We start from the raw sequence: 23035 nt of genomic DNA, 5'->3' as shown, positions 1-23035 counted from the left end.
TCACGACCCTGTCGTCAGCGTGAGCAACCGGTCGCGCACCTGACGCCGAAGCACCTTCCCGATCAACGACTTCGGCAGCTCATCGACGACGAAGATACGTCGCGGCACCTTGTAGGGGGTGAGGATCCCGCGTGCGAACTCGCGGACCGCCTCCACGTCTATCTCTTCTCCCGATGCGACCACGATCGCGGCGACGACCTCTTCGCCGGAATGCACGCTCGGCAGTCCGACGACGGCGACGTCCTCGACCTGCGGATGCTGACGGAGCGCGTTCTCGACCTCGGTCGGAGCGACGTTGAAGCCGCCCGTGATGATGAGCTCCTTGATGCGATCGACGATCCGGACGAACCCTGCGTCATCGATCGTCACGATGTCGCCGGTGCGAAACCATCCGTTCGTGAAGACCGCCTGGGTTTCTTCCGGCTTGCCGTAGTACCCACCGAATACCTGCGGACCGCGGACGACGAGTTCACCCCGCTCGCCGGCGGGCACGTCCTGGGTCGGGTCATCGGGATCGACGACGCGGCACTCGGTGCCCGGGAGCGGAAGCCCTACGGTCCCGGGCATGCGGTTGCTGGCGACGGGGTTCGCCATGAGCACCGGTGAGCACTCGCTGAGGCCGTAGCCCTCCACGAGGAAGCCTCCCGATGCCGCTTCGAACGGCACCACGAGATCATGCGGGAGCGCCATGGCGCCCGAGATCGCGACCTCGGTGCCGGCGAGCGAGACGCCCTTCTCTTTCGCCGCCTTGAGGAGGCGGTCGGCGATCGGCGGCACGAGTGGGAGGAACGTCGCCGGATTCTTCTTGGTGACTGCGAGCACCATGTCGGGATCGAAGCGCGGAAAGAGCACCAGCCGCGCACCCATGGACATCGCGAAGGTGAGACAGAGAGTCAGCCCGTATGCGTGGAACATCGGGAGCACGGCGTACACGACGCAGCCGTCGCCGCGGACGATCGACGGCACCCATGCGCGCGCCTGCGCGGCGTTCGAGAGCAGGTTGCGGTGCGTGAGGGCGGCCCCCTTGGGCGTGCCCGTGGTGCCGCTCGTGTACTGGATGAGCGCGAGGTCGTCCGTGACGGGCCTGGGGTGGCTCCCCGGCAGCGGATCGCTGCGCACCAGGGCGTCCCACGACACGGTGCCGGTCACACGCTCGTGCAGCGCCTCGCGCGATTCGCGGGCTTTCGCGATCGGAAGCTTCAGTGCCATCCGCGTGCCGAACGGCATCGCCTTGGTGATGTCGACCGAGACGAGAGTCGTGACGGCGAGGTCGGCGGGAAACTCCTGCACCGTCTTGACGACCTTCGACCAGACGATCGCGTGTTTCGCTCCGTGATCCTCGAACTGCTTGCGCAGCTCGCGTGGCGTGTAGAGGGGGTTGTGCTCGATGACCACGGCGCCCAGACGCAGGATCGCGTAGAAGGCGACGATGTGCTGCGGGCAATTGGGCAGGACGATCGCGACGGGGTCGCCCGCGCGGACTCCCTGCGCGCGCAGCCCCGCCGCCGCGCGCTCGATCTGATCGTGCATCGAGCGGTACGTCGTCGTGCGCCCGAAGAACTGCAGGGCGACGGCGTGCGGATAGTCGGCAGCGGACGCGTCGACGATGTCGACCAGCGATCCCTCGACGGGCGCGAGATCCTCGGGGACTCCCTCGGCATAGCTGGCGGTCCACGGGCGCGGCGGGTCGTAGATCGTCGTCACGCGCTCAGCCTACGCCGAGCGCCGGAGGCGTTCCTCGCCGCGCCAGTAGAATGTCTGAGTGTCAGAAATCACCCCCGATCTCGTGCGCCATCTCGGTGTGCTCGCCAGGATCCAGCTGAGCGACGAGGAGGTCGAGCGCCTCACCGGCCAACTCGACGCGATCGTCGACAACATCGCCAAGGTCTCCGAAGTCGCCACTGCGGAGGTGCCTGCGACGAGTCACCCGATCGCGATGCAGAACATCTTCCGCCCCGACGTCGCGGGCGAGCAGTTGACGCCCGCGCAGGTGCTCCAGAATGCACCTGATGCGGCGGACGGACGTTTCCGCGTGACCGCGATCCTCGGCGAAGAGCAGTAAGGGCCCCTTCCGTGACCGATCTGACAAGGCTGAGCGCCGCTGCGCTCGCCGAGAAGCTCTCCGCAGGCGATGTCTCCAGCGTCGAGGCGACCCAGGCGCACCTCGACCGAATCTCTGCGGTCGACGGCGACATCCATGCCTTCCTCCATGTGAGCGACCACGCCCTCGAGGTCGCGTCCGACATCGATCGCCGCCGCGCCGCGGGCGAGAGCCTGGGCGCTCTCGCGGGTGTCCCGCTCGCGATCAAGGACGTGCTGGTGACCACCGACATGCCCTCGACCAGTGGATCCAAGATCCTCGAGGGTTACATGTCGCCATACGACGCGACGGTGGTCGCGCGTGCGCGCGCCGCCGGACTCGTGCCGCTCGGTAAGACCAACATGGACGAGTTCGCGATGGGCTCCTCCACGGAGCACTCCGCATACGGCCCGACGCGCAATCCGTGGGATCTCGACCGCATCCCGGGTGGCTCCGGCGGCGGCTCGGCGGCGGCCGTCGCCTCGTTCGAGGCCCCTCTTGCGCTCGGCTCCGACACCGGCGGCTCCATCCGTCAGCCGGCCCACGTCACCGGGACCGTCGGGCTCAAGCCGACCTATGGCGGCGTGAGCCGTTACGGCGCCATCGCGCTGGCATCCTCGCTCGACCAGGTCGGACCCGTCACGCGCACCGTGCTCGACTCGGGCCTGCTGCACGACGTGATCGGCGGCCACGACATCAATGACTCCACGTCGCTCGCGCACGCCTGGCCCTCCTTCGCGGCCGCAGCGCGCGAAGGCGCCTCCGGCGAGGTGCTCAAGGGACTGAGGATCGGTGTCATCAAGGAGCTTCCCGACAGCGGCTTCCAGGCCGGTGTGTCGGAGTCGTTCCGGGCGGCACTGGCGGCGATGGAGGCGCAGGGGGCCGAGATCGTCGAGATCAGCGCTCCGCACTTCGAGTACGGCGTCGCCGCCTACTACCTGATCCTCCCGGCCGAGGCATCCAGCAACCTGGCCAAGTTCGACTCAGTGCGTTTCGGGCTCCGCGTCGACGTTCCCGGGGGGACCGTGGAGGACGTCATGGCCGCCACGCGCGACGCGGGGTTCGGCGATGAGGTGAAGCGACGCATCATCCTCGGCACGTACGCGCTGTCGGCCGGCTACTACGACGCGTACTACGGTTCGGCGCAGAAGGTCCGCACGCTCATCCAGCGCGACTTCGACGCGGCCTTCGCGTCGGTGGACGTCATCGCGACCCCGTCCGCCCCGACGACCGCGTTCAAGCTCGGCGAGAAGATCGACGATCCGCTGCAGATGTATCTCAACGACGTGACGACCATCCCGGCGAACCTCGCCGGGGTTCCGGGCATCTCGATCCCCTCGGGTCTCGCGGCCGAGGACGGACTGCCCGTCGGCATCCAGTTCCTCGCCCCCGCTCACGAGGATGCACGCCTCTACCGCGTCGGAGCGGCGCTGGAAGCACTGCTGGTGGACTCCTGGGGCGGTCCGCTCCTCGACAGGGCGCCGGTGCTCGGCTCGAACGGAGGATCCCGCTGATGGCGAAGGACAAGCTGATGGACTTCGACAAGGCTCTCGAGCTGTTCGAGCCCGTGCTCGGGTTCGAGGTGCATGTCGAGTTGAACACCGAGACGAAGATGTTCTCGGCTGCGGGTAACCCGGCTCATGAGTCGAATCACGGTGCCGGGCCGAACACGCTGGTCGCCCCCGTCGACATGGGTCTTCCGGGCTCATTGCCGGTGGTCAACGAGACGGCCGTCCGCTACTCGATCAGCCTCGGTCTTGCGCTGGGGTGCTCGATCGCTCCGTCGAGCCGGTTCGCGCGCAAGAACTACTTCTACCCGGACCTCGGCAAGAATTACCAGATCTCGCAGTACGACGAGCCCATCGCGTTCGACGGCGAGGTCGAGATCGAGCTCACCGACGGCACGCTCATCACCGTGCCGATCGAGCGGGCCCACATGGAGGAGGATGCCGGCAAGCTGACGCACGTCGGCGGCTCGACCGGTCGCATCCAGGGTGCCGAGTACTCGCTCGTCGACTACAACCGTGCGGGCGTCCCGCTGGTGGAGATCGTGACGCGCCCCATCTTCGGCGCCGAGCACCGGGCGCCCGAGATCGCCAAGGCATACGTTCAGGCGATCCGCGACATCGTGCTCTCGCTCGGCATCTCCGAGGCCCGCATGGAACGCGGCAACCTCCGCTGCGACGCGAACGTCTCGCTCCGGCCGCGCGGTCAAGAGAAGCTGGGCACGCGCACCGAGACGAAGAACGTGAACTCGATGCGGTCCGTCGAGCGCGCCGTGCGGTACGAGATCCAGCGACAGGCGGTGATCCTTGCCGCCGGAGGCACCATCATCCAGGAGACCCGCCACTGGCACGAGGACACCGGCACCACCTCGCCCGGTCGTCCGAAGTCGGACGCCGACGACTACCGCTACTTCCCCGAGCCCGACCTGCTTCCCGTCGCACCTCCGCAGGAACTTATCGACGAGCTTCGCGCCGCGCTCCCTGAGCCCCCGGCGATCCGTCGCCGACGGCTCAAAGCGGACTGGGGCTTCACCGACCTCGAGTTCCAGGATGTGGTCAACGGCGGTCTGCTCGCCGAGGTCGAAGCGACGGTCGCGGCCGGCGCGGCGCCCGCGTCCGCGCGCAAGTGGTGGACTGGTGAACTCACCCGCATCGCGAACGCACAGGGACGCGAGGCATCGGATCTCGCCACCGCGGCTGACGTCGCCGCCCTGCAGGCACTCGTGGACTCGGGAGCGCTCAACGACAAGCTCGCGCGCCAGGTGCTCGAGGGCGTCGCCGCCGGCGAAGGCACACCGCAGGAGGTCGTCGATGCGCGCGGCCTCGCGGTCGTGTCGGATGACGGCGCACTCATCGCAGCGATCGACGATGCGCTCGCGTCGCAGCCGGACGTGCTCGCGAAGATCCGCGACGGCAAGGTGCAGGCCGCCGGTGCCGTCATCGGTGCGGTCATGAAGGCGATGAAGGGCCAGGCTGACGCCGCCCGCGTGCGCGAACTCGTCCTGGAGCGCGCGGCGCAGTAGGCGACGCGCCTCACGGGAGCGTAGCTGGTGGGCGAGAGACCGGAGAATCCTGTCTCTCGCCCACCGGTTCTTGTTCGCCGACTCGAGTGTCGGTGCTACAGAAGAGAATGGACGCATGGGCCGCGGCGATGGAACCGGTCGGGTCGTCTCACCGGCGGGTTCCGACGACACCGGTGCCGGCATCCTGCATGTCGACATGGATGCGTTCTACGCGTCCGTCGAGCAACTCGACGATCCGTCTCTGCGTGGCAAGCCGATCGTGGTGGGCGCACCGGAGAGTCGCTCCGTCGTCTCGAGCGCCTCATACGAGGCGCGCCGTTTCGGTGTGCGGTCGGCGATGCCCGTCGGGCAGGCACTCAGGCTGTGCCCGACCGCCATCGTCGTGCGGCCCCACTTCGACCGGTATCTCGCGCTGTCCGCCCAGGTGATGGGGATCTTCCGCGACGTGACGCCTCTGGTCGAGCCGCTGTCGATCGATGAGGCGTTCCTCGACGTGCGAGGCGCGAGGCGGCTGTGGGGGAGCCCCGGCACCATCGCCCGCATGCTGCGGGAGCGCGTGTCCGACGAGACAGGACTGACCTGCAGCGTCGGGGGAGCGGCGACGAAACACGTCGCGAAAATGGCGTCGACGATCAGCAAGCCCGACGGCCTCCTCATCGTTCCCGAGGCCGAGACCGCCGCATTCCTCGCGCCACGATCCGTGCGCGCTCTCTGGGGCGTCGGCCCGAAGGCGTCCGAAGCCCTCGAGGCACGCGGCATCCGCACCGTCTCCGACGTCCTCGACGCCCCGCGCGACATGCTCGATCGAGCCCTGGGTGCGGCCATGGGGGACCGGGTATGGCACCTCGTGCGCGGCATCGACCCCCGCGTCGTCGACACGCATCGCGTCGAGAAGAGCATCGGGCACGAAGAGACATTTCATGACGACGTCTCGGATGCCGCCATCCTCCGATCCGAACTGCGCAGGCTCGCGGATCGTGTCGGCGCGCGCCTGCGCGCGGGCGGGTGGGAGGCGACGACGATCGCGATCAAGGTCCGCTTCGCCGACTTCACGACGATCTCACGGTCCCAGACGCTCGCCGAGCCGACGGCGGTCGGACAGCGGATCGGCGTCGCTGCGCACGAACTGTTCTCAGCGGTCGACCGCCGGCTTCCGGTGCGGCTGATCGGGGTGCGAGCCGAGCGATTGCGACCATCCGGCACTTCCGCGCCGGCGCTGTGGGACGACGACGAGGAGTGGCGTCGCATCGAAGATGCGCTCGACGGTGCGGTGGCGAAGTTCGGGCGAGGCGCCGTGACTCGCGCGACCCACATCGGCAATGCGCGCGGCGGTGGCACGCTGCCGTCGCATCAACCCGCACCCCGCCTCGACCAGGGCTGAGCGAGGCCGCGAACGCGGATCATGCTGGGCAGCCGGTCGCGCGGACGCTAGCGTTGACCCATGCCCAACATCGCACTCGAACTCGGCAAGCAGTCCGCGTCCTTCGGCGTCAAGAGCGCCTACGGCGAGCAGCAGGACGTCGATGGCGTCCGTCTCATCCCGGTCGCGTTGACGTGGACCGGGTTCGGAGGAGGCTCCGACGAATCCGGCAACGGCGGCGGAGGCGGAGGCGGCTACGCGATTCCGCTCGGCGCCTACATCCGCCGCGGCGACGACCTGCGTTTCGAGCCGAACATCGTGGCGCTGCTGGCCGTGGCGATCCCGTTCGTCTTCATCGCCGGTCGTGCGCTCAGCCGTGTCATCCGCGTCCTCAAGAAGTAGCTCCGATCCCGTCGCGATATCGCTGGAGACGGCGGCGACGCGCCTGATCTCTGCGGTCACGCAGGTTGCCGCATCCAATCCCGTCGTGCTCGTCGATGGTCAGAGCGGCGCCGGCAAGACCTCGCTCGCGCGCGTACTCGTGGCGCGATGGCCGCTCGCGGGGCGCGTGCAGCTCGTCGCTCTGGACTCGATCTACCCGGGCTGGGACGGTCTGGACGAGGGCGTGAGTCTCGCCCGCGAGCAGATCCTCGTTCCGCACGCCCGCGGCGTCGTCGGGGTGTGGGAGCGGTGGGATTGGGAAGTCGGCGCTCCGGCCGAATCGCATGCAGTCGATCCGTCGCTGCCGCTCGTCGTCGAGGGTGCGGGCCTGCTGACGGCGGCGACATCGAAGCTCGGCGACGTGCGCGTGTGGCTCGAGTCGCCAATGCCATCCCGCAAGAATCGTGCGCTCACCCGCGACGGGGCCGCGTACCGCCCGCACTGGGATCGATGGGCCCGGCAGGAGCAGCGTCATCTCGAGCGCGACACGCCGATGCGACTCGCCACCCACGTCTTCCACATCCCCTGACAACGAAGGGCGCGGCGGTCCCGGGCAGCGCGGCCGTGCGACGCGGTCAGCTCTCGGCGTCGAGCGCACCGACGAGACCGTCGAGGCGGTAGCCGAGCCAGTCGTAGATGCCGAACCGCGGGTCGTCCGAGTCGTGATCTTCGGCCTCGACGATGCCCAGGCGCATGGCGAGCACCAGCCGGATCGCAGCGATCGTCCGCAGCCATGCATGCGCCGTCGGGGGATCCAGCCGGATCTCGACGGTCTCCAGGAACGCCGGATCCGCAAGGTCGTCCGGGGTCGTCGCGGCGTCTCCGAGCGACTCCTGAACGACCGCGGCGTCCGCCAGCCGCCGATCGAGCAGGTCCGACGCGGTGAGCGCACGGAATTCGCGAGCTGCTTCCTCGTCGGCATACGCCGACGGGAGCAATCGACCGATGGCGGGGTCGCCATCGTCGGGTTCGGAATCACGCACGAGCTCGGCGAACTGCTCGACGAGGCCGGCGAGGTGCGCTGCTTCGAGGCGGGTGATCTCCATCGCGACGGTCCGCCGGGGCGTCACTGGGGTGCCTGCCTGACCGTCGCCCAGAGCCCGTAGTCATGCATCGCCTGCGTGTGCAGCTCCATCTGCTCGCGAGCGCCTTCGGCGACGACCGCATGCCCGTGGTGATGGACGGCGAGCATGAGACGCTCGGCCTCGGGCCGGGGGAATCCGAAGTACTCCCGGAAGACGTGCGTGACGTAGCTCATGAGATTGACGGGATCGTCCCACACGACGGTCTGCCACGATCTCTCGGGGTCGACGCGCCGCTGGAGGTCGATCTCCTCGTCCACACCGGGTGCAGCCAGAGGCGTCATCATCACGCCCATCCCAGTTCGTGGAGGCGGTCGTCATCGATGCCGTAGAAGTGCGCGATCTCGTGGACGAGGGTCGTGTGGACCTCGTCGCGGAGTTCGCCATCGTCCTCGCAGACGGCGAGGTGGGGTTCACGGTAGACGATGATGCGGTCTGGCAGTTCGCCGATGCCGTAACGCTCGCGTTCGGTCAGAGCCCAGCCGTCGTAGAGACCGAGAAGGTCGAGGCTGCCGTCCTCGGGACGGTCTTCGACCACGAAGACGACGTTGTCGAGACCCTCCACCATGTCATCGGGGAGTGCATCCAGCTCATCGATCACAAGCTGTTCGAAAGTCGCGGCATCCATCTCCATCATGATGCCTCGGAATCGCGGAGCCCGGGCGCACGAACTGCGCCGGACCACACATATTTGGGGTGAGTAACGGGGCTCGAACCCGCGACATCGGCCACCACAAGGCCGCGCTCTACCAACTGAGCTATACCCACCATGTCTCCCGCATCAGCGGGCAACCAGAAGATTCTCTCACACCTCTGGGGCAAACGACGACACGGCGGCGGCAGCGGCCGCGCGGGCACCGTCGCTCGTCGGCCCGGGCTCGGGGACGAAGACCGCCTGACGGTAGTACGCGAGCTCTCGGATCGATTCGATGATGTCGGCCAGGGCACGGTGGCCGCCGTCTTTCGCGGGGGCGTGGATGTAGGCGCGCGGATACCAGCGCCGTGAGAGTTCCTTGATGCTCGAGACGTCGACGTTGCGGTAGTGCAGCCAGCGGTCCACGCGCGGCATGTACTTCGCGAGGAACATGCGGTCGGTGCCGATCGTGTTCCCCGCCAGTGGGGCCTTGCCCTGCAAGGGAACGAAGCGCTGGATGTACTCGAGCACCTGGAACTCCGCGTCGGCCACCGTGATGCCGGCCGGGATCTCGTCGAGAAGACCCGAGGAGCGGTGCATATTGGTGACGAACTCGTTCATATGCTCGAGCGCGGATGCATCCGGCTTGATCACGACGTGGAATCCCGCGTCCAGAGGACGCAGTTCGAAGTCGGTCACCACCACAGCGATCTCGACCAGTTCGTCGACCTCGAGGTCGAGCCCGGTCATCTCGCAGTCGATCCAGACCAAGCGGTCGTTCTCAGCTGAACCCACCATGCGCTCCATCCTATTGACGTCCCCAGACGCGGGGCTCGGCGGCGCGGCCGAGCCCAGTGCCCCTCCGGGAGGATTCGAACCCCCGACCTTGCGGGTAGAAACCGCTCGCTCTGTCCCCTGAGCTACGGAGGGAAGGGTGAGCAACCAGATTAGCCGGTCACGCCACGCCGTGACGGACGGTGGCGCGTGGAGGCTCCGCGGCGTAGCGTCTGCAGCGGAGGCATCGAAAGGAGTTCACCATGAGCACCACGCAGACGCACCACCCGCTCTGGGTCGCCTACGGAGGCGGCGGAGTCGTCGGAAGCATCCGCAAGGACGACGACGGCTACACCGTCACGATGGCGGGTGCAGACGCCGTCACGGGCACCTATCCGACGATGGAGATCGCGAAGAGCGCACTCCACGCGCATATGTCGCCGGGTAGCGATTGGCCGATGTTCCGCGAGCACTGAGACACGCGGCGCTGACGACGGCACGCATCACGGCTCCGCCGTCAGCGGGCATCGCCTCGCTCGGACGTGCCCACCGACTCGACACGTCGGGCGGCCTTGGCGATTGGCCGATCCGTGTCCAGCAGCGGAAGCGCGACGTGCACGAGCGGCCCGATCAGCAGCGCGAACAGCACGGTGCCGATTCCGACGGTGCCGCCGAGCAGCCAACCGACGAGGAGCACCGATAGTTCGACGAGCACCCGGCACGCCCAGATGGGCCAGCCCAGACGCGCGTTCAATCCCGTCATCAGTCCGTCGCGCGGTCCGGGCCCGAAATGAGCGCCGATGTAGAGACCGGACGCGATCGCCACCACCAGAATGCCGGTGAGCAGCACGGCGAACTGCGCGAACATTCCCGACACGGGTGGCACGATCCACAGCACGACTTGCATGCTCGTGCCGACGAGCAGGATGTTCGCCACCGTCCCGATGCCCGGCTTCTGACGGAGCGGGATCCATAGCAGCAGGACGAAGAAGCCCACGATGTTCGTGATCCATCCGATTCCGATCCCTGTGCGCACCGAGAGGCCCTGTGCGAAGACGGTCCACGGATCGACTCCGAGACCGGCTTCGACCGTGAGGGCGCAACCGGCGCCGTAGAGGAACAGGCCGAGGAGCAGTTGGATGACGCGACGGGGCATACTCAGATCCAATCCCACGATTGGATCGAAGCCAACAGTCCAATGCGGCTATTGTGGCCCCCATGGATTCACGCATCTCTGCTCGAGCCCTCGCCGCCGCGCTCGGCGGCTGGCGCACGCGTGAGCCGGCGTATGAGGCGCTGGCCGACGGCATCCGACTGCTCTGTCTCGACAACCGGCTCGCGCCGCGGACCGCACTCCCCGCGGAGCGGGAGCTCGCCACCGCCCTGCACCTGAGCCGGAGTACTGTTGCCGCCGGATATCGGAGTCTGCGCGATACCGGGCACATCTCCAGCCTGCGCGGATCGGGCAGTGTCACCCTGCCCCTCGGCCGGAACGATCCCGGGCGCACGACGCCCGAGGACGGCATGATCGACCTTCAGCAGGCGAGCCCGCCTGCGTGGCCAGGACTCGCCGGGGTGATGGCCGAGGTGGCCGGCACCGCCTCGATGCTCGTTGCCCGCGTCGGATACGACGTGCTCGGCAGGATCGAGCTGCGGGAGGCGATCGCCGAACGCTATGAGCTCCGCGGGATCCCGACGACGCCCAACGAGGTACTGGTGACCACCGGCGCGCAGAGCGCGATTCACCTCGTGTCGTCCGTGCTGCTCGGGCGAGGTGATCGGGTCCTCGTCGAGACGCCGACCTATCCCCATGCGGTGGATGCCCTCCGCCGCGCGGGCGCGCGCCCCGTCGGGGTTCCGGTGACGACGCAGGACGGGTGGGATCTGGATCGCGCCGAGCAGGCGTTCGCTCGCACGCTTCCCGTCATGGCGTATCTCATGCCCGATTTCCAGAACCCGACGGGACGGTCGATGACCTCGCTTGAGCGCGACGTCATGCTGCGTGCCGGCGAGCGCGCCGGCTCGGTACTCGTGCTCGACGAGACGACAGGCGATCTCGACATCGATCGCGGTTCGGTCCCTGCAGCCTTCGCGGGCTCGGAGCCGGGCAGCGTGGTGCGGATCGGTTCGCTCGGCAAGACCGTCTGGGGAGGACTCAGAGTGGGCTGGGTGCGCGCAGAGGGGGATCTGATTCGCCGGCTCGTCGCGGCCCGTCCCGCGCACGACCTCGGAACGCCGGAGTTCGAACAGGCGGTCGCGACGCGCGTGCTGGGCAGATTCGATGAGATCGTGGCACAGCGCTCGGACTTCCTGCGCGGCGGGCGGGACGCCCTCACCTCTGCCCTCGCCGAGCACCTCCCCGAATGGCGGATTCCTGCGGTGAGCGGTGGGGTGTCGATGTGGATCGGCCTGGACGCCGCGTTGAGCGCGGGGCTGGTCATGGATGTGCGCACCCGCGGAGTGCTGTTGAGCGCCGGACCTCGCTTCTCTATCGAGGGTGGACATGACCGGCACCTGCGGTTGCCGTTCACCGCGCCACCGGAATCGCTGGTGCGCGCCGTGCACCTTCTCGCCCAGTCGTGGCGCGATGTGAGGGCGGGAGCCCCATCGTCGATCGTCGACCAGGTCGGCGCGGTGGTCTGAGCGTGCGTCACCGCACGAAGCGGAGACACTCGATCGCGTCATCGGCGTTCCAGAAGTCGCCCAGATCGAGGAAGGCGCGCGTCGCCGACTGGAACCGACGCGCACGATAGCGGATGCCGTCGCCGAAGGAGAGGGCCTGAAGGTGCCCGATCACCCGTCCGGTGGCGTCGATCACCCGCCACAGCGACGGCGCTGCCGCTGAGAGGCGGATCGGTACACCCGCAGCGATGACAGGCGGGTCGAGCGCTTCGCCTCGGATCGTGGTTTCCATCGAAGACCTCCTTCTTCGAAGATATGTACGACCTCTGACATCTCGCTCGATCGCGTCGTTTTCGAGCCTCCTCCCCAACGCGTGCCGCGAGCGGAGCGTCCCCAGCTGCACCGTCGGCCTCTGCGGTCGGCCGCGCATCGCGTCATCGTGGATGCACCGCCGGCGTCTGCCGGGCACGCAGACGCCGGCGGACCGGGGAGAGACTCCGGGGCGGAAGAGAGGAAAGCGAAATGAGCGACAGGATCACGATCGTCGGGAATGTGGCGACGCATCCGGAGTGCAAGCGCACACCGGCTGGAATGGCTATCACCACCTTCCGCATCGCCAGCAGCAAGAGGCGCCGGGACCCGGTCACCGGCGTCTGGGGAGATACGGCAACGAACTACTACACGGTGTCGACCTATCGTGGGCTCGCAGACCATGCCTTTCGCTCTTTGCGCAAGGGTGAACGTGTCCTCTTGACCGGCCGTCTGCGACTCACCCCGTGGGAGAGCGGCGACAAGCGCGGAGTCTCGATCGACGTCGACGCGGATGCGATCGGCCACGATCTCCTCTGGGGCACGACGACGTACACGAAGAACGAGCGCACGCCACGCGTCCAGGAGGACGCCGGTTCCTGGAGAGCAGACGACTCCGATGGCGCCTGGGCCGCACCGGGGGTCGACCACGCGAACGCGGTGATCACGGATCCCTCCGGCACGGACGAAATCGCTTCGTCTCCGCAAGGGCACGATGCGAGCTTGCAGACGGGGACCGCGGTCACCGATGCGGGGGAAGCCTCCGATGCGGAGATCCGGGAGCGCGTAGACGTCGAGACGCCGTTCTAGCGAGGCGTATCGCCGGGATGAGGAGCCTTAGACTCGCTGGGTGCCCCGAGACCCGCGTTCCGCCACGCACCGGAGCGGCTTTTCCGCCCGTGCCGTGGGATTGAGTGCCGTGATCCTCGCCGCGCTTCTGCTGGCAGGCTGCACGATCCCGGCGCCCGGTCCGTCCACGACCGGTACGACGACGACGCCGGCAGAGCCGGTGCCGTCTGCGACGGCACCGGCTCCCGTCGCGCCCATTCTGGTGCCCGATGGGACGGCGAGCGACAACCTTCCTCTCTTCACCTCGGTCACCGCTGCGGTGTGGGCCACTGAAGAGCGGACGGCGGGGCGCGCCTACATCGACGCGCTCGTCTCGGCCGGCTTCGACAAAGCCGCGATGCAGGTGACGAACGATCTGTCGACGGTCGGAAACGCGGCCGAGAGCATACTTTTCTCGGTGCGCTGGGGCGAAGAATGCCTCGTGGGCCAGGTCGGTCCGGCGACCGGAGAACCGGCGACGATCGTCGTCCCCGCGCTCGCCGAGGGCAACTGCCTGGTCGGGTCCACCAGACCTATCGACTGGTGAGCTCGCGGCGCCCGTGCGCCCACGATCGCAGGGCGGCACCGCCCGCCCGGCGGCCGGTAGGCTGGGACGCTGACGTCTGAAGTCCAAGGAGAGCAGAAAACCGCATGGCTGAGTACATCTACTCGATGGTCCGAGCCCGCAAGGCTGTCGGAGAAAAGCTGATCCTCGACGACGTCACGATGGCGTTCCTTCCGGGCGCCAAGATCGGCATGGTCGGTCCGAACGGTGCCGGTAAGTCGACGATCCTGAAGATCATGGCCGGTCTGGACACCCCATCCAACGGCGAGGCGAAGCTGAGCCCCGGATTCACCGTCGGGATCCTGATGCAGGAGCCCGTTCTCGACGAATCCAAGACGGTGCTGGAGAACATCCAGGACGGCATCGCGATCAAGGCGAAGCTCGACCGCTTCAACGAGATCTCGGCGCTCATGGCCGACCCCGACGCCGATTTCGACGCACTCCTGGCAGAGATGGGCACGCTGCAGGAAGAGATCGACGCGGCAGACGCCTGGGACCTCGACTCGCAGCTCGAGCAGGCGATGGATGCGCTGCGCACCCCGCCCGGCGACGCGCAGATCGCGCCGCTGTCAGGCGGTGAGAAGCGTCGCGTGGCGCTCACCAAGCTTCTCCTCCAGAAGCCCGACCTCCTGCTCCTCGATGAGCCGACGAACCACCTCGACGCCGAAAGCGTGCTGTGGCTCGAGCAGCACCTGCAGAAGTACCCCGGCGCCGTCATCGCCATCACCCACGACCGGTACTTCCTCGACAACGTCGCCGAATGGATCGCCGAAGTCGATCGCGGCCGTCTCATCGGCTATGAGGGCAACTACTCGACCTACCTCGAGAAGAAGGCCGAGCGTCTTGCGGTCCAGGGCAAGAAGGACGCGAAGCTGGCCAAGCGGCTCGCCGACGAACTCGAGTGGGTCCGCTCGAACGCGAAGGGCCGTCAGGTCAAGTCGAAGGCCCGTCTGGCGCGCTACGAGGAGATGGCAGCCGAAGCCGACCGCACGCGCAGGCTCGATTTCGATGAGATCCAGATCCCGCCGGGGCCGCGCCTGGGTGGCATCGTGATCGAGGCGAAGAAGCTGCAGAAGGGCTTCGACGGTCGTTCGCTCATCAACGGACTCAGCTTCACGCTCCCGCCCAACGGCATCGTCGGCGTCATCGGCCCGAACGGTGTCGGCAAGACCACGCTGTTCAAGACGATCGTCGGTCTCGAACCGCTCGACGGCGGCGATCTGAAGGTCGGCGAGACGGTCAAGATCAGCTACGTCGACCAGTCCCGCTCGAACATCGACCCGAACAAGACGCTGTGGGAGGTCGTCTCCGACGGCCTCGACATCATCACGGTCGGCAAGATCGAGATCCCGTCGCGCGCTTACGTGTCGAAGTTCGGCTTCAAGGGGCCGGACCAGCAGAAGAAGGCCGGCGTGCTCTCGGGTGGTGAGCGCAACCGACTCAACCTCGCGCTGACGCTCAAAGAGGGCGGCAACCTGCTCCTGCTCGACGAGCCGACGAACGACCTGGATGTCGAGACGCTGCAGTCGCTCGAGAACGCTCTGCTCGAGTTCCCCGGCTGCGCAGTGGTCATCACGCACGACCGGTGGTTCCTCGACCGCATCGCGACGCACATCCTCGCCTACGAGGGCACCGACGACAAGCCCGACCAGTGGTACTGGTTCGAGGGAAACTTCGAAGCGTACGAAGAGAACAAGATCGCGCGCCTCGGTCCCGATGCCGCCAAGCCTCACCGCTCGGCCTATCGCAAGCTCACGCGTGACTGATCTCAGCGAGACGGCGGCCGTCCCGACAGCGGAGGGCCGCCGCCTTCACATCCCCATCCCGGTGCGATGGGGGGATCTCGACGCGTTCAACCACGTCAACAACACATCGATGCTCAAGCTTCTCGAAGAGGCGCGGGTGAGGGCATTCTGGATCCCTGAACCGGGTGAGGACGCACCCCCGACCGCGGTGCTGGACTCGAGCATCCTCAGCGGCGTGCTGACGCTCATCGCGCGCCAGGAGATCGAGTACCTCGCACCCGTGCCCTACCAGCGCCATCCGCTCGACATCCAGATGTGGTTCGGCAAGCTCGGGGGATCGAGCATCGAGGTCTGCTACGAGGTCCTCAGTCCGGTCGAGACCGCCGCACCGAGTCAGACGCTCTACGCTCGTGCGACGACCGTCGTCGTCAAAGTAGATGCGACGAGCGGCCGCCCGCTGCGCCTGACACCCGAAGAGCGCGCAGCCTGGGAGCCGTTCGTCGGTCCGCCGATCGAGTATCCGCACCGCCGCTGAATCACACTGCCGGTCACGCCTCGTCAGGAACGCGGACCATGATCTCTTGAGCGACGCTCGCCAGCAGCACGCCGTCCGCGGTGAAGATCCGTCCGGTCGCTAGTCCGCGACCGCCACGGGCGCTCGGCGACTCCTGGACGTACAGCATCCATTCGTCCACGCGCCCGGGACGGTGCCACCACATCGCATGATCGAGGCTTGCGACCTTGAGCCCGCGTGTGGCCCACGCCACACCATGGGCGCGAAGTATCGACTCCTGAATGGTGAGGTCGCTGAGGTAGGCGAGCGCAGCGCGATGGATCGCCGGCTCATCGGAGATCGGCCGCCGCACGCGCATCCACACCGCTTGACGAGGCACCCGCTCGCCGTCGACCGTCACGTAGATCGGCGACGGAACATGCCGGAGATCGACGGGACGATCGGTGAACAGACGCTTCGACATCGGGTGGAGGCCCTTCAGGTGCGCCTCGATGTCGGGCAGCTCATCGGGTGCAGGCAGGCCCTCGGGCATCGCAGCCTGATGCTCGAGCCCCGGATCCTCGTCCTGGAACGACGCGATCATCGAGAAGATCGGGACGCCCTCCTGGTACGCCTGCGTACGGCGGGTCGAGAACGACCGGCCATCGTGGATGCGATCCACCGAGAAGGTGATGCCCTTCGCGGAGTCGCCCGGGCGCAGGAAGTACCCGTGCATGGAATGGACGATGCGCCCCTGGGGAATCGTCCGCTCCGCCGCGACGATGGACTGGGCGAGAACCTGCCCGCCGTAGACGCGGCCGAGAGGCATCGACTGGGAGACCCCGGTGAAGATGTCCTCGGTGGTGCGGGCATCCGAACCGCTCAGATCGAGCACCGCGAGCATCGAGGCGACCGGATCGGACTCGGCGATCAGCTCGGCATCGTTCACGGCGCTCCTCTCGGGGCGTCAGCCGCCCGTCGTTCCGCTTGGTAGCTTAGGGGCGATGTCACCGCGCCTGCTCTTCTCCGATCCTCAGTCCGCCGCCGACGCCCTCACCTTCGCGAGCAGGGCGGCGCGGTTCACCACCGAAGGGGTGCGGCTGCAGGCATCGGGGGGCCTTCTCGCGATGACAGCGGCGGCGCTGGCGCCCCGGGGGTTCGGCGATCCGACACCCACGGTGCTCGCCCTGCGCACGCTCGCCGCCGACCCTGAGCTCGTCTGCGATCTGGTCGTCGAGGCATCCGCGCTTTCCGCGATCGCCGATGACGCGACCGCAGTGCTGCTGCCCGACACCGCGCTGTCTCCGGCCTGGGCGGGCATCGCTCCGCCACGCGAGGGCTGGGCCCTTCGCGACGGTATCGAAGCGTCGGTGCTCGCTGCGAAGGCGCAGGGCGGGATCGCGCGCGTCGCCGACGCCGTTCCGACGGATGCCGGCGAGGACGCGGTGCGCGCCGTCCGGGCGTCGGTCTGGGGTGCGCCGGACGATGAACTCGGTGGCCTTCCTCTCGGCGTCGCCTTCGCCGCCTTGAGCATGGGCTTCATCAACGGGGGAGAGACCGCGCGAGTGCTCGTGAGCGGACCGTGGACGCGCATCAGCCTGCAGCGCGGACACGTGATCGTGCGCGGTCCGGTGGCCACCGGGCTGACCGCGGTGCGGCGCACCGGCACGACCGGTAACGGCTGAGAACAGTGCGGAACGGGCCACTGCGCGCTCCCGAACGCCACCGCAGCTGCGCGTGTCAGATCGCCGCCGCAGCAGCGCGTCCGGCCGTGCGGCCCGAGAAGAGGCATCCGCCGACGAAGGTGCCCTCGAGCGCGCGGTAGCCGTGCACGCCGCCGCCGCCGAAGCCGCTGGCCTCCCCTGCGGCATAGAGCCCGGGGACGGGTTCGCCGTTCGCCCCGAGGGCGCGGGCCGAAAGATCGGTCTCGATTCCGCCGAGCGACTTGCGCGTCAGGACGTGGAGCTTCACCGCGATGAGCGGTCCGGAACCCGGGTCGAGGATGCGGTGCGGACTCGCCGTCCGAATCAACCGGTCTCCGCGGAATGCTCGCGCGGACCGCAGCATCGCGATCTGCGCGTCCTTCGTGAAGTCGTTGTCGATCTCGCGATCGCGCGACTCGACCTCCAGCCGCACGCGGTCCGCGTCGAGCACGTCTCCGCCCGGAAGGGCCTTCATTCCCGCAATGAGTTCGTCGAGCGTATCGCGCACGACGAAGTCGGCGCCGTGGTCCATGAACGCCTGGACGGGCTCGGATGCCCCCTTGCCGAGCCGCGACTTCGCGAGCAGCCGCACATCCCGGCCGGTGAGGTCGGGGTTCTGCTCACTGCCCGAGAGCGTGAACTCCTTCTCGATGATCTTCTGCGACAAGACGAACCAGGAGTGATCGTGACCGGTGGAACGCAGGTATGCGAGGGTGCCGAGCGTGTCGAAACCGGGGAACAGCGGTACCGGCAGCCGGGTGCCGGTGGCATCCAGCCAGACCGACGACGGTCCGGGCAGGATGCGGATCCCATGATCGGGCCATACCGGATCCCAGTTCTGGACGCCTTCGACGTAGTGCCACATCCGGTCGCCGTTGATCAGGCGTGCGCCTGTGGCTTCGGTCACTGCCTGCATGGACCCGTCGACATACGCGGGAACGCCTGTCAGCATCGTGGCGGGGGGTGTGCCGAGGCGCTCGGGCCACCACCGGCGGACCAGGTCGTGGTTGCCGCCGATGCCGCCCGACGCCACGATCGTCGCACCGGCGCTGATGGAGAACCCGCTCACGACCTCTCGCGACGTCGCCATTCCGCGAGCGGCTCCCGAGGGAGCGAGGACATCGCCCTCCGCGCCGGTGACGGCGCCGGCGCCCGTGGTCAACGCAGTCACCTTGTGCCGGGGGAGGATCGTGACCCGTCCGGCACTTTCGCCCGCTTCGACGGCCGCCTGGAAGGGTGCGACGAGCCCGGGGCCGGTGCCCCACGTGATGTGGAAGCGCGGGACGGAGTTCCCGGGGCCGATCGCGGTGTATCCGCCACGCTCGGCCCAGCCGACGATCGGGAAGAATCCGACGCCCCGTTGACGCAACCACGATCTCTTCTCCTCGTGGGCGAACTGCAGGTAGGCCTCTGCCCAGCGTCGCGGCCAGAGATCCTCGGCGCGGTCGAACGCGGCGTTTCCGAACCAGTCCTGCCGCGCGAGCTCGAGGGAGTCCTTGATCCCGAGCCGGCGCTGCTCGGGTGAGTCGATGAAGAAGAGGCCTCCGAACGACCACCAGGCCTGTCCGCCCAGATTCGAGCGAGCTTCCTGATCGACGATCGTCACGCGCTTGCCGGCGCTCACGGCCTCGGCAGCGGCGACGAGCCCTGCGAGGCCCCAGCCGATGATGAGCACATCGGTGGTGTGGGTGGTGGGTCCAGCGGGCATGTCGACTCCTTCGTCGGCGGCGGACAGGATGCGGGTCAGTCGCCGTCGGCGACCGGCTCGACAGTGAGAGGGAGCGACGACCGCGGTGCTCCCGGCTTCGAAGAGCCGGATCCGGATGCCGCATCCCGGCCCTCGGCGGCCGGTCCGATGCCGGAGGGCTCGAACGTGTTCAGCATCGCGTGCGCCGCGCGCTGGAGGTAGTCCCACAGCGTCGCCTCGTGCAGCGGAGGCAGTTCGAGTTCGTCCACCGCGACGCGCATGTGTGCGAGCCAGCGGTCGCGTGCGTCGGGGTTGACGTGGAACGGCGCATGCCGCAGCCGGAGCCGGGGGTGTCCGCGCTGCTCGCTGTAGGTGGTGGGGCCGCCCCAGTACTGCTCGAGGAACATCGACAGCCGAACCTTGGCCGGACCGAGGTCCTCTTCGGGGTACATCGGTCGCAGCACCTCGTCATCGGCGACGCCGCGGTAGAAGGTGTCGACGAGCCTCACGAAGGTGGCGTGTCCGCCGACCTCCTCGTAGAAGCTGGTGGGAGCCGCATCCGTCATGGCTGTCCTTCTTCGCTGCCGGACGGAGCCGCGCCGTCCTCAGGGGTGTGCGGCTTCGACTTCGAGGTGCGCTTCGGCTTCCAGACGGGTCGGTCCGTCACCGCGGTCGCGACCGGATGAGGCTTCGTCTTCGGCGGGTTCGCACCCTTGACGCGCAGCGCTCCCTCGAGCCCGGTGGGCATGACCGCCGTAAGGGAGGGAAGCGCGATGCCGAGTTCGTCGATCGCGTGCTTGATGCGCATGCGCAGTTCCCGCGCCACGTCATCCTTGGCGTTCGCCCTGGTCTTCATCACGAGCCGGATGACGAGTGCGTCGCCCGAGATCGACTCCAGGCCCCACACCTCCGGCTGTTCCAGGATGCGCGTGCGCCACTTCGGGTCCTTCGCCAGCGCCTTCGCGGTGTCCAGGAGCGTGCTCTCGACGAGGTCGATGTCGGAATCGGCCGAGACTGCGAGATCGAGGATCACGCGCGACCAGCCCTGCGAGAGGTTTCCGATCCGGGTGACCTCGCCGTTGCGGACGTACCAGAGGGTGCCGTTGACGTCGCGCACGTGCGTGACGCGCACGCTCACGTACTCCACGACCCCCGACGCGAGGCCGAGGTCGACGACGTCGCCGATGCCGACCTGATCCTCGGCGACGATGAAGATGCCGTTCAGCACGTCCTTGACGATGTTCTGCGCACCGAAACCGAGGCCGGCGCCGATCGCGGCCGTCAGGAGCGTGAGGGATCCGAGCGCGTTCGGAGCGAAGACGTTCACGATCAGCAGCATCGAGATGATCACGATGGTGACGTTGACGATGTTCTGCAGGATCGAGCCGAGCGTCCGCGTGCGCTGCACGAGGCGCACCGAGGCCAGCGGTGACCGCTCGAGAGCCTGGGTGTCATCGACATTGGCCTTGGACTTGGCGCCGTTCACGATGCGCGTCACCACACGACGGATCACGACGCGCAGAATCCAGACGAGCACGAACGCGCCGACGAGGATGCCGACGATCGTGAGCACGTTCCAGCCGGCCCTCACGAAGAAGTCGAGGATCTGCTCCCAGATCGTGGGGTCTGCGGTCGTGGCCGGGTCTGTCGTGCCGAAGGGGATCATCGAGTCGATCCTAACGAGCGCCGCCCGAGCGTTGGCCGAGCGATCCGGCCTGGGAGGCATCGGCGGCCGCCCGCGGGCTCTGCCTCGTCAGAGCGCTTCCGGCGTATCGCCGCGCATGAGACCCATGCGGTAAGCGATGATCACCGCGTGGACCCGATCACGGGCGCCGAGCTTGCCCAGCACACGGCCGACGTGGGTCTTGACCGTCGATTCGCTGACGAACAGCTCCGCCCCGATCTCGGCGTTCGTGAGGCCGCGCGCAATCGCGACGAAGACTTCGTGCTCTCGATCGGTGAGGTCGCTCGTTCGGCCGCTGCTCGTGGTGTCGATCGGCAGCCGGTCACCGAACATCTCCAGCATCCGCCGCGTGACGCGGGGTGCCAGCACCGCATCTCCGCTGTGCGCGGCACGGATCGCACCGGCGAGTTCGTGCGGATGCGCGTCTTTCAGCAGGAAACCGCTGGCACCGGCGCGCAGGGCGCCGAACGCGTATTCGTCGAGATCGAACGTCGTGAGCACGAGCACGCGAATGCGCGGCTGAGCTTCGAGGATGGCGCGGGTCGCACCGATGCCGTCGAGTCCTGGCATCCGCACGTCCATGAGGACGACATCCGGATCGAGGGCGAGCGCCTGCGCGATGGCCGCGTGCCCGTCCGCAGCCTCGCCGACGACCTCGATATCGCCCTCGGCGTCGAGGATCATGCGGAACCCCATGCGGATGAGCGGCTGGTCGTCGACGATCAGCACGCGGATGCCCTCAGTCACCGGGAGTCCCTTCTGTCGGCAGCGAAGCCCACAGTCGCCAGACGCCGGCGCGGATCATGCCGGCTTCCATGGTGCCCCCGACGTGGTCGGCGCGCTCCTGAAGGCCCTGCAGTCCGAGGCCCGCTCCCTCCGACGGCGCGTCGGCGGGAGCGCCGTCGTTCTCGACGGTGACCTCCACTGTGCCGGCCCGATAATCGAGGATCACCCGGATGTAGGAGGGGTCCCGCGCGTACCGGATCGCGTTCGTGAGCCCCTCTCTCACGACCCGCAGGACCGCGAGACGCACCGCTGCCGGGGCATCCGGAGTTCCCGACGTGCTCAGGGTCACGGGGGCGCCGGCCGCACGTGCAGCCTCGATGATGTCGTGCACCGACGCGGCGCCGGTCGGTCCGAGCGGCACGAGCGGGCTTTCCTCGCGCAGCACACCGAGCATGTCGCGCATCTCGGCGAGCGCACCGCGCGCGGTATCGGCGATCGCCCGCGTCGCCTCGGCCGAGCGCACCGGATCGCGGGTCGCGGTCGCGCCTTCTGCGAGGGCGACCACCACGGTCAGCGAATGCGACACGATGTCGTGCATCTCGCGTGCGATGCGGGTGCGTTCCTCGGCGGCGGCGAGCCGCGCCTGCTGATCGCGCTCGATGAGGAGCTGCCTGGACCGATCGATGAGCGCGAGCAGGTAGCGGCGGCGATTGCCGACGTTCACGCCGGCGAGCGCTGCGATGAGCAGCACGACGATCGTGGCGACGGTGACGTTGATCTGAGCGATCGCCGAGGACGGATCGATCCAGATCAGCGCACCGCAGCTGAGCGCGAGCGCCGCAGTGCCGAGGCCGAGAGCCGTCCAGCAGGCGCGGCTGCCGCGGTACACCGCGACCGAATAGAGCGCGATGAGCGCTGCCGGGCCGCTGACGGTGCCGTTGACGTCCGGGGTGACCACGATGCTCGACAGGAACGCGATGACGAAGACCGCGAGAGGCCAGCGGCGCCGCCAGACCAGCGCGACGCAGCCCAGAACCGAGAGGATGCCGGTCAGAATCAGCGACCAGAGCGCGATGGGGGCGTCGGTGGCGGAACGCAGGGTGACCGACGGCAGCGTCAGCAGGAGCGCAAGGACGGCGATCAGGATGTCGGTGAGGAGCGGATGCCGCGCCCAGAACCGTCGGATCACTCCCGGCGGGCGCGGCAGCGCGAGCTCGTCCTCGCTGGGCGAATTGCTCCCAGCGAGGACGAGCTCAGGTCGTGCAGGCACCGAT

Annotated in this window: 26 protein-coding genes and 2 tRNA genes; 13 read left to right on the top strand and 15 right to left on the bottom strand. The window is 68.1% G+C overall.

Annotation, left to right across the window (positions count from 1 at the left end):
* Positions 1–1704: a long-chain-fatty-acid--CoA ligase gene (locus KEC57_RS09110; RefSeq protein WP_229384246.1), complete on the bottom strand. Its 1704-nt coding sequence runs from the start codon at positions 1702–1704 to the stop codon at positions 1–3.
* A 58-nt stretch (positions 1705–1762) separates the two neighbouring features.
* Here KEC57_RS09110 and gatC point away from each other — a divergent pair, with 58 nt between their 5' ends.
* The 6 genes from gatC (at position 1763) to KEC57_RS09080 (ending at position 7438) form a co-directional block, all read left to right on the top strand.
* Positions 1763–2062 carry an Asp-tRNA(Asn)/Glu-tRNA(Gln) amidotransferase subunit GatC gene (gatC, locus tag KEC57_RS09105; RefSeq protein WP_229384245.1) on the top strand — a complete coding sequence of 100 codons (300 nt, stop codon included), beginning with the start codon at positions 1763–1765 and terminating at the stop codon, positions 2060–2062.
* Positions 2063–2073: 11 nt separating this feature from the next.
* The gene (gatA, locus tag KEC57_RS09100; protein WP_229384244.1) at positions 2074–3594 is read left to right on the top strand and encodes an Asp-tRNA(Asn)/Glu-tRNA(Gln) amidotransferase subunit GatA; all 1521 of its coding nucleotides are present in this window, start codon (positions 2074–2076) and stop codon (positions 3592–3594) included.
* Positions 3594–5108 (top strand): Asp-tRNA(Asn)/Glu-tRNA(Gln) amidotransferase subunit GatB, encoded by a 1515-nt coding sequence (gatB, locus tag KEC57_RS09095; protein ID WP_229384243.1) that lies wholly within the window; start codon positions 3594–3596, stop codon positions 5106–5108. The genes gatA and gatB overlap by 1 nt, the downstream gene beginning before the upstream one ends.
* A gap of 115 nt (positions 5109–5223) precedes the next feature.
* A complete protein-coding gene (gene dinB, locus KEC57_RS09090) occupies positions 5224–6489 on the top strand; it encodes a DNA polymerase IV (protein WP_229384242.1) in 1266 nt (421 codons plus the stop codon).
* A 60-nt stretch (positions 6490–6549) separates the two neighbouring features.
* Positions 6550–6870 (top strand): hypothetical protein, encoded by a 321-nt coding sequence (locus tag KEC57_RS09085; RefSeq protein WP_229384237.1) that lies wholly within the window; start codon positions 6550–6552, stop codon positions 6868–6870.
* Positions 6833–7438 carry a nucleoside/nucleotide kinase family protein gene (locus KEC57_RS09080; protein ID WP_308187588.1) on the top strand — a complete coding sequence of 202 codons (606 nt, stop codon included), beginning with the start codon at positions 6833–6835 and terminating at the stop codon, positions 7436–7438. Before KEC57_RS09085 ends, KEC57_RS09080 begins: the two co-directional genes overlap by 38 nt.
* Before the next feature lie 46 nt (positions 7439–7484).
* Here the strand turns inward: KEC57_RS09080 and KEC57_RS09075 are convergent, their stop codons facing one another.
* The 6 genes from KEC57_RS09075 to KEC57_RS09050 all read right to left on the bottom strand — a co-directional run bounded on the left by KEC57_RS09075 (position 7485) and on the right by KEC57_RS09050 (position 9555).
* Positions 7485–7979: a DUF2017 family protein gene (locus KEC57_RS09075; protein ID WP_443676989.1), complete on the bottom strand. Its 495-nt coding sequence runs from the start codon at positions 7977–7979 to the stop codon at positions 7485–7487.
* Positions 7976–8287 (bottom strand): ATP-dependent Clp protease adapter ClpS, encoded by a 312-nt coding sequence (clpS, locus tag KEC57_RS09070; protein WP_229384234.1) that lies wholly within the window; start codon positions 8285–8287, stop codon positions 7976–7978. Before clpS ends, KEC57_RS09075 begins: the two co-directional genes overlap by 4 nt.
* Complete coding sequence (locus KEC57_RS09065; protein ID WP_229384232.1) at positions 8278–8619, bottom strand: metallopeptidase family protein; 342 nt, start codon at positions 8617–8619, stop codon at positions 8278–8280. Before KEC57_RS09065 ends, clpS begins: the two co-directional genes overlap by 10 nt.
* Before the next feature lie 64 nt (positions 8620–8683).
* Positions 8684–8759, bottom strand: a tRNA-His gene (locus tag KEC57_RS09060).
* 37 nt (positions 8760–8796) lie between these two features.
* Entirely contained in the window at positions 8797–9423 is a 627-nt protein-coding gene (gene orn, locus KEC57_RS09055) for an oligoribonuclease (RefSeq protein ID WP_229384230.1), read from the bottom strand.
* Positions 9424–9482: 59 nt separating this feature from the next.
* Positions 9483–9555 (bottom strand) — tRNA-Arg (locus KEC57_RS09050).
* A 107-nt stretch (positions 9556–9662) separates the two neighbouring features.
* On the opposite strand from KEC57_RS09050, the gene KEC57_RS09045 reads away from it, so the two are divergent.
* Positions 9663–9875: a methyltransferase gene (locus KEC57_RS09045; RefSeq protein ID WP_229384229.1), complete on the top strand. Its 213-nt coding sequence runs from the start codon at positions 9663–9665 to the stop codon at positions 9873–9875.
* A gap of 41 nt (positions 9876–9916) precedes the next feature.
* Here the strand turns inward: KEC57_RS09045 and yczE are convergent, their stop codons facing one another.
* Complete coding sequence (yczE, locus tag KEC57_RS09040; RefSeq protein ID WP_229384228.1) at positions 9917–10555, bottom strand: membrane protein YczE; 639 nt, start codon at positions 10553–10555, stop codon at positions 9917–9919.
* A 62-nt stretch (positions 10556–10617) separates the two neighbouring features.
* On the opposite strand from yczE, the gene yczR reads away from it, so the two are divergent.
* A complete protein-coding gene (gene yczR / locus KEC57_RS09035; protein WP_229384227.1) occupies positions 10618–12042 on the top strand; it encodes a MocR-like transcription factor YczR in 1425 nt (474 codons plus the stop codon).
* A gap of 7 nt (positions 12043–12049) precedes the next feature.
* Here the strand turns inward: yczR and KEC57_RS09030 are convergent, their stop codons facing one another.
* Complete coding sequence (locus KEC57_RS09030; RefSeq protein WP_229384225.1) at positions 12050–12313, bottom strand: hypothetical protein; 264 nt, start codon at positions 12311–12313, stop codon at positions 12050–12052.
* A 230-nt stretch (positions 12314–12543) separates the two neighbouring features.
* Here KEC57_RS09030 and ssb point away from each other — a divergent pair, with 230 nt between their 5' ends.
* The 4 genes from ssb to KEC57_RS09010 all read left to right on the top strand — a co-directional run bounded on the left by ssb (position 12544) and on the right by KEC57_RS09010 (position 16003).
* Positions 12544–13140 (top strand): single-stranded DNA-binding protein, encoded by a 597-nt coding sequence (ssb, locus tag KEC57_RS09025; RefSeq protein WP_229384224.1) that lies wholly within the window; start codon positions 12544–12546, stop codon positions 13138–13140.
* 109 nt (positions 13141–13249) lie between these two features.
* Positions 13250–13705 carry a DUF6993 domain-containing protein gene (locus tag KEC57_RS09020; protein WP_229384223.1) on the top strand — a complete coding sequence of 152 codons (456 nt, stop codon included), beginning with the start codon at positions 13250–13252 and terminating at the stop codon, positions 13703–13705.
* Between the two features lie 104 nt (positions 13706–13809).
* Positions 13810–15489, top strand: coding sequence for an energy-dependent translational throttle protein EttA (gene ettA / locus KEC57_RS09015; protein ID WP_229384222.1), 1680 nt, complete (start codon positions 13810–13812; stop codon positions 15487–15489).
* Complete coding sequence (locus KEC57_RS09010; protein WP_229384221.1) at positions 15482–16003, top strand: acyl-CoA thioesterase; 522 nt, start codon at positions 15482–15484, stop codon at positions 16001–16003. The genes ettA and KEC57_RS09010 overlap by 8 nt, the downstream gene beginning before the upstream one ends.
* A 13-nt stretch (positions 16004–16016) precedes the next feature.
* On the opposite strand, the gene KEC57_RS09005 is transcribed toward KEC57_RS09010, so the two are convergent.
* Positions 16017–16865 carry an acyl-CoA thioesterase gene (locus KEC57_RS09005; RefSeq protein WP_229384425.1) on the bottom strand — a complete coding sequence of 283 codons (849 nt, stop codon included), beginning with the start codon at positions 16863–16865 and terminating at the stop codon, positions 16017–16019.
* Positions 16866–16965: 100 nt separating this feature from the next.
* On the opposite strand from KEC57_RS09005, the gene KEC57_RS09000 reads away from it, so the two are divergent.
* A complete protein-coding gene (locus KEC57_RS09000; RefSeq protein WP_229384220.1) occupies positions 16966–17646 on the top strand; it encodes a DUF8185 domain-containing protein in 681 nt (226 codons plus the stop codon).
* A gap of 55 nt (positions 17647–17701) precedes the next feature.
* On the opposite strand, the gene KEC57_RS08995 is transcribed toward KEC57_RS09000, so the two are convergent.
* The 5 genes from KEC57_RS08995 to KEC57_RS19090 form a co-directional block, all read right to left on the bottom strand.
* Complete coding sequence (locus KEC57_RS08995; RefSeq protein ID WP_229384219.1) at positions 17702–19372, bottom strand: FAD-binding dehydrogenase; 1671 nt, start codon at positions 19370–19372, stop codon at positions 17702–17704.
* A 35-nt stretch (positions 19373–19407) separates the two neighbouring features.
* On the bottom strand, positions 19408–19917 hold the full coding sequence (locus KEC57_RS08990; protein ID WP_229384218.1) for a globin: 510 nt from the start codon (positions 19915–19917) through the stop codon (positions 19408–19410).
* The gene (locus KEC57_RS08985) at positions 19914–21017 is read right to left on the bottom strand and encodes a mechanosensitive ion channel family protein (RefSeq protein WP_229384217.1); all 1104 of its coding nucleotides are present in this window, start codon (positions 21015–21017) and stop codon (positions 19914–19916) included. Before KEC57_RS08985 ends, KEC57_RS08990 begins: the two co-directional genes overlap by 4 nt.
* Positions 21018–21104: 87 nt before the next feature.
* Positions 21105–21782 carry a response regulator transcription factor gene (locus KEC57_RS08980; RefSeq protein ID WP_229384216.1) on the bottom strand — a complete coding sequence of 226 codons (678 nt, stop codon included), beginning with the start codon at positions 21780–21782 and terminating at the stop codon, positions 21105–21107.
* A complete protein-coding gene (locus KEC57_RS19090; RefSeq protein WP_229384215.1) occupies positions 21775–23031 on the bottom strand; it encodes a sensor histidine kinase in 1257 nt (418 codons plus the stop codon). Before KEC57_RS19090 ends, KEC57_RS08980 begins: the two co-directional genes overlap by 8 nt.
* Positions 23032–23035 lie beyond the last annotated feature (4 nt).

Source organism: Microbacterium allomyrinae (genome assembly GCF_020682705.1).
Classification (GTDB): domain Bacteria; phylum Actinomycetota; class Actinomycetes; order Actinomycetales; family Microbacteriaceae; genus Microbacterium; species Microbacterium allomyrinae.
The sequence above is the reverse complement of the archived record's forward strand: the minus strand, read 5'-3'. Positions and strand labels throughout refer to the sequence as shown.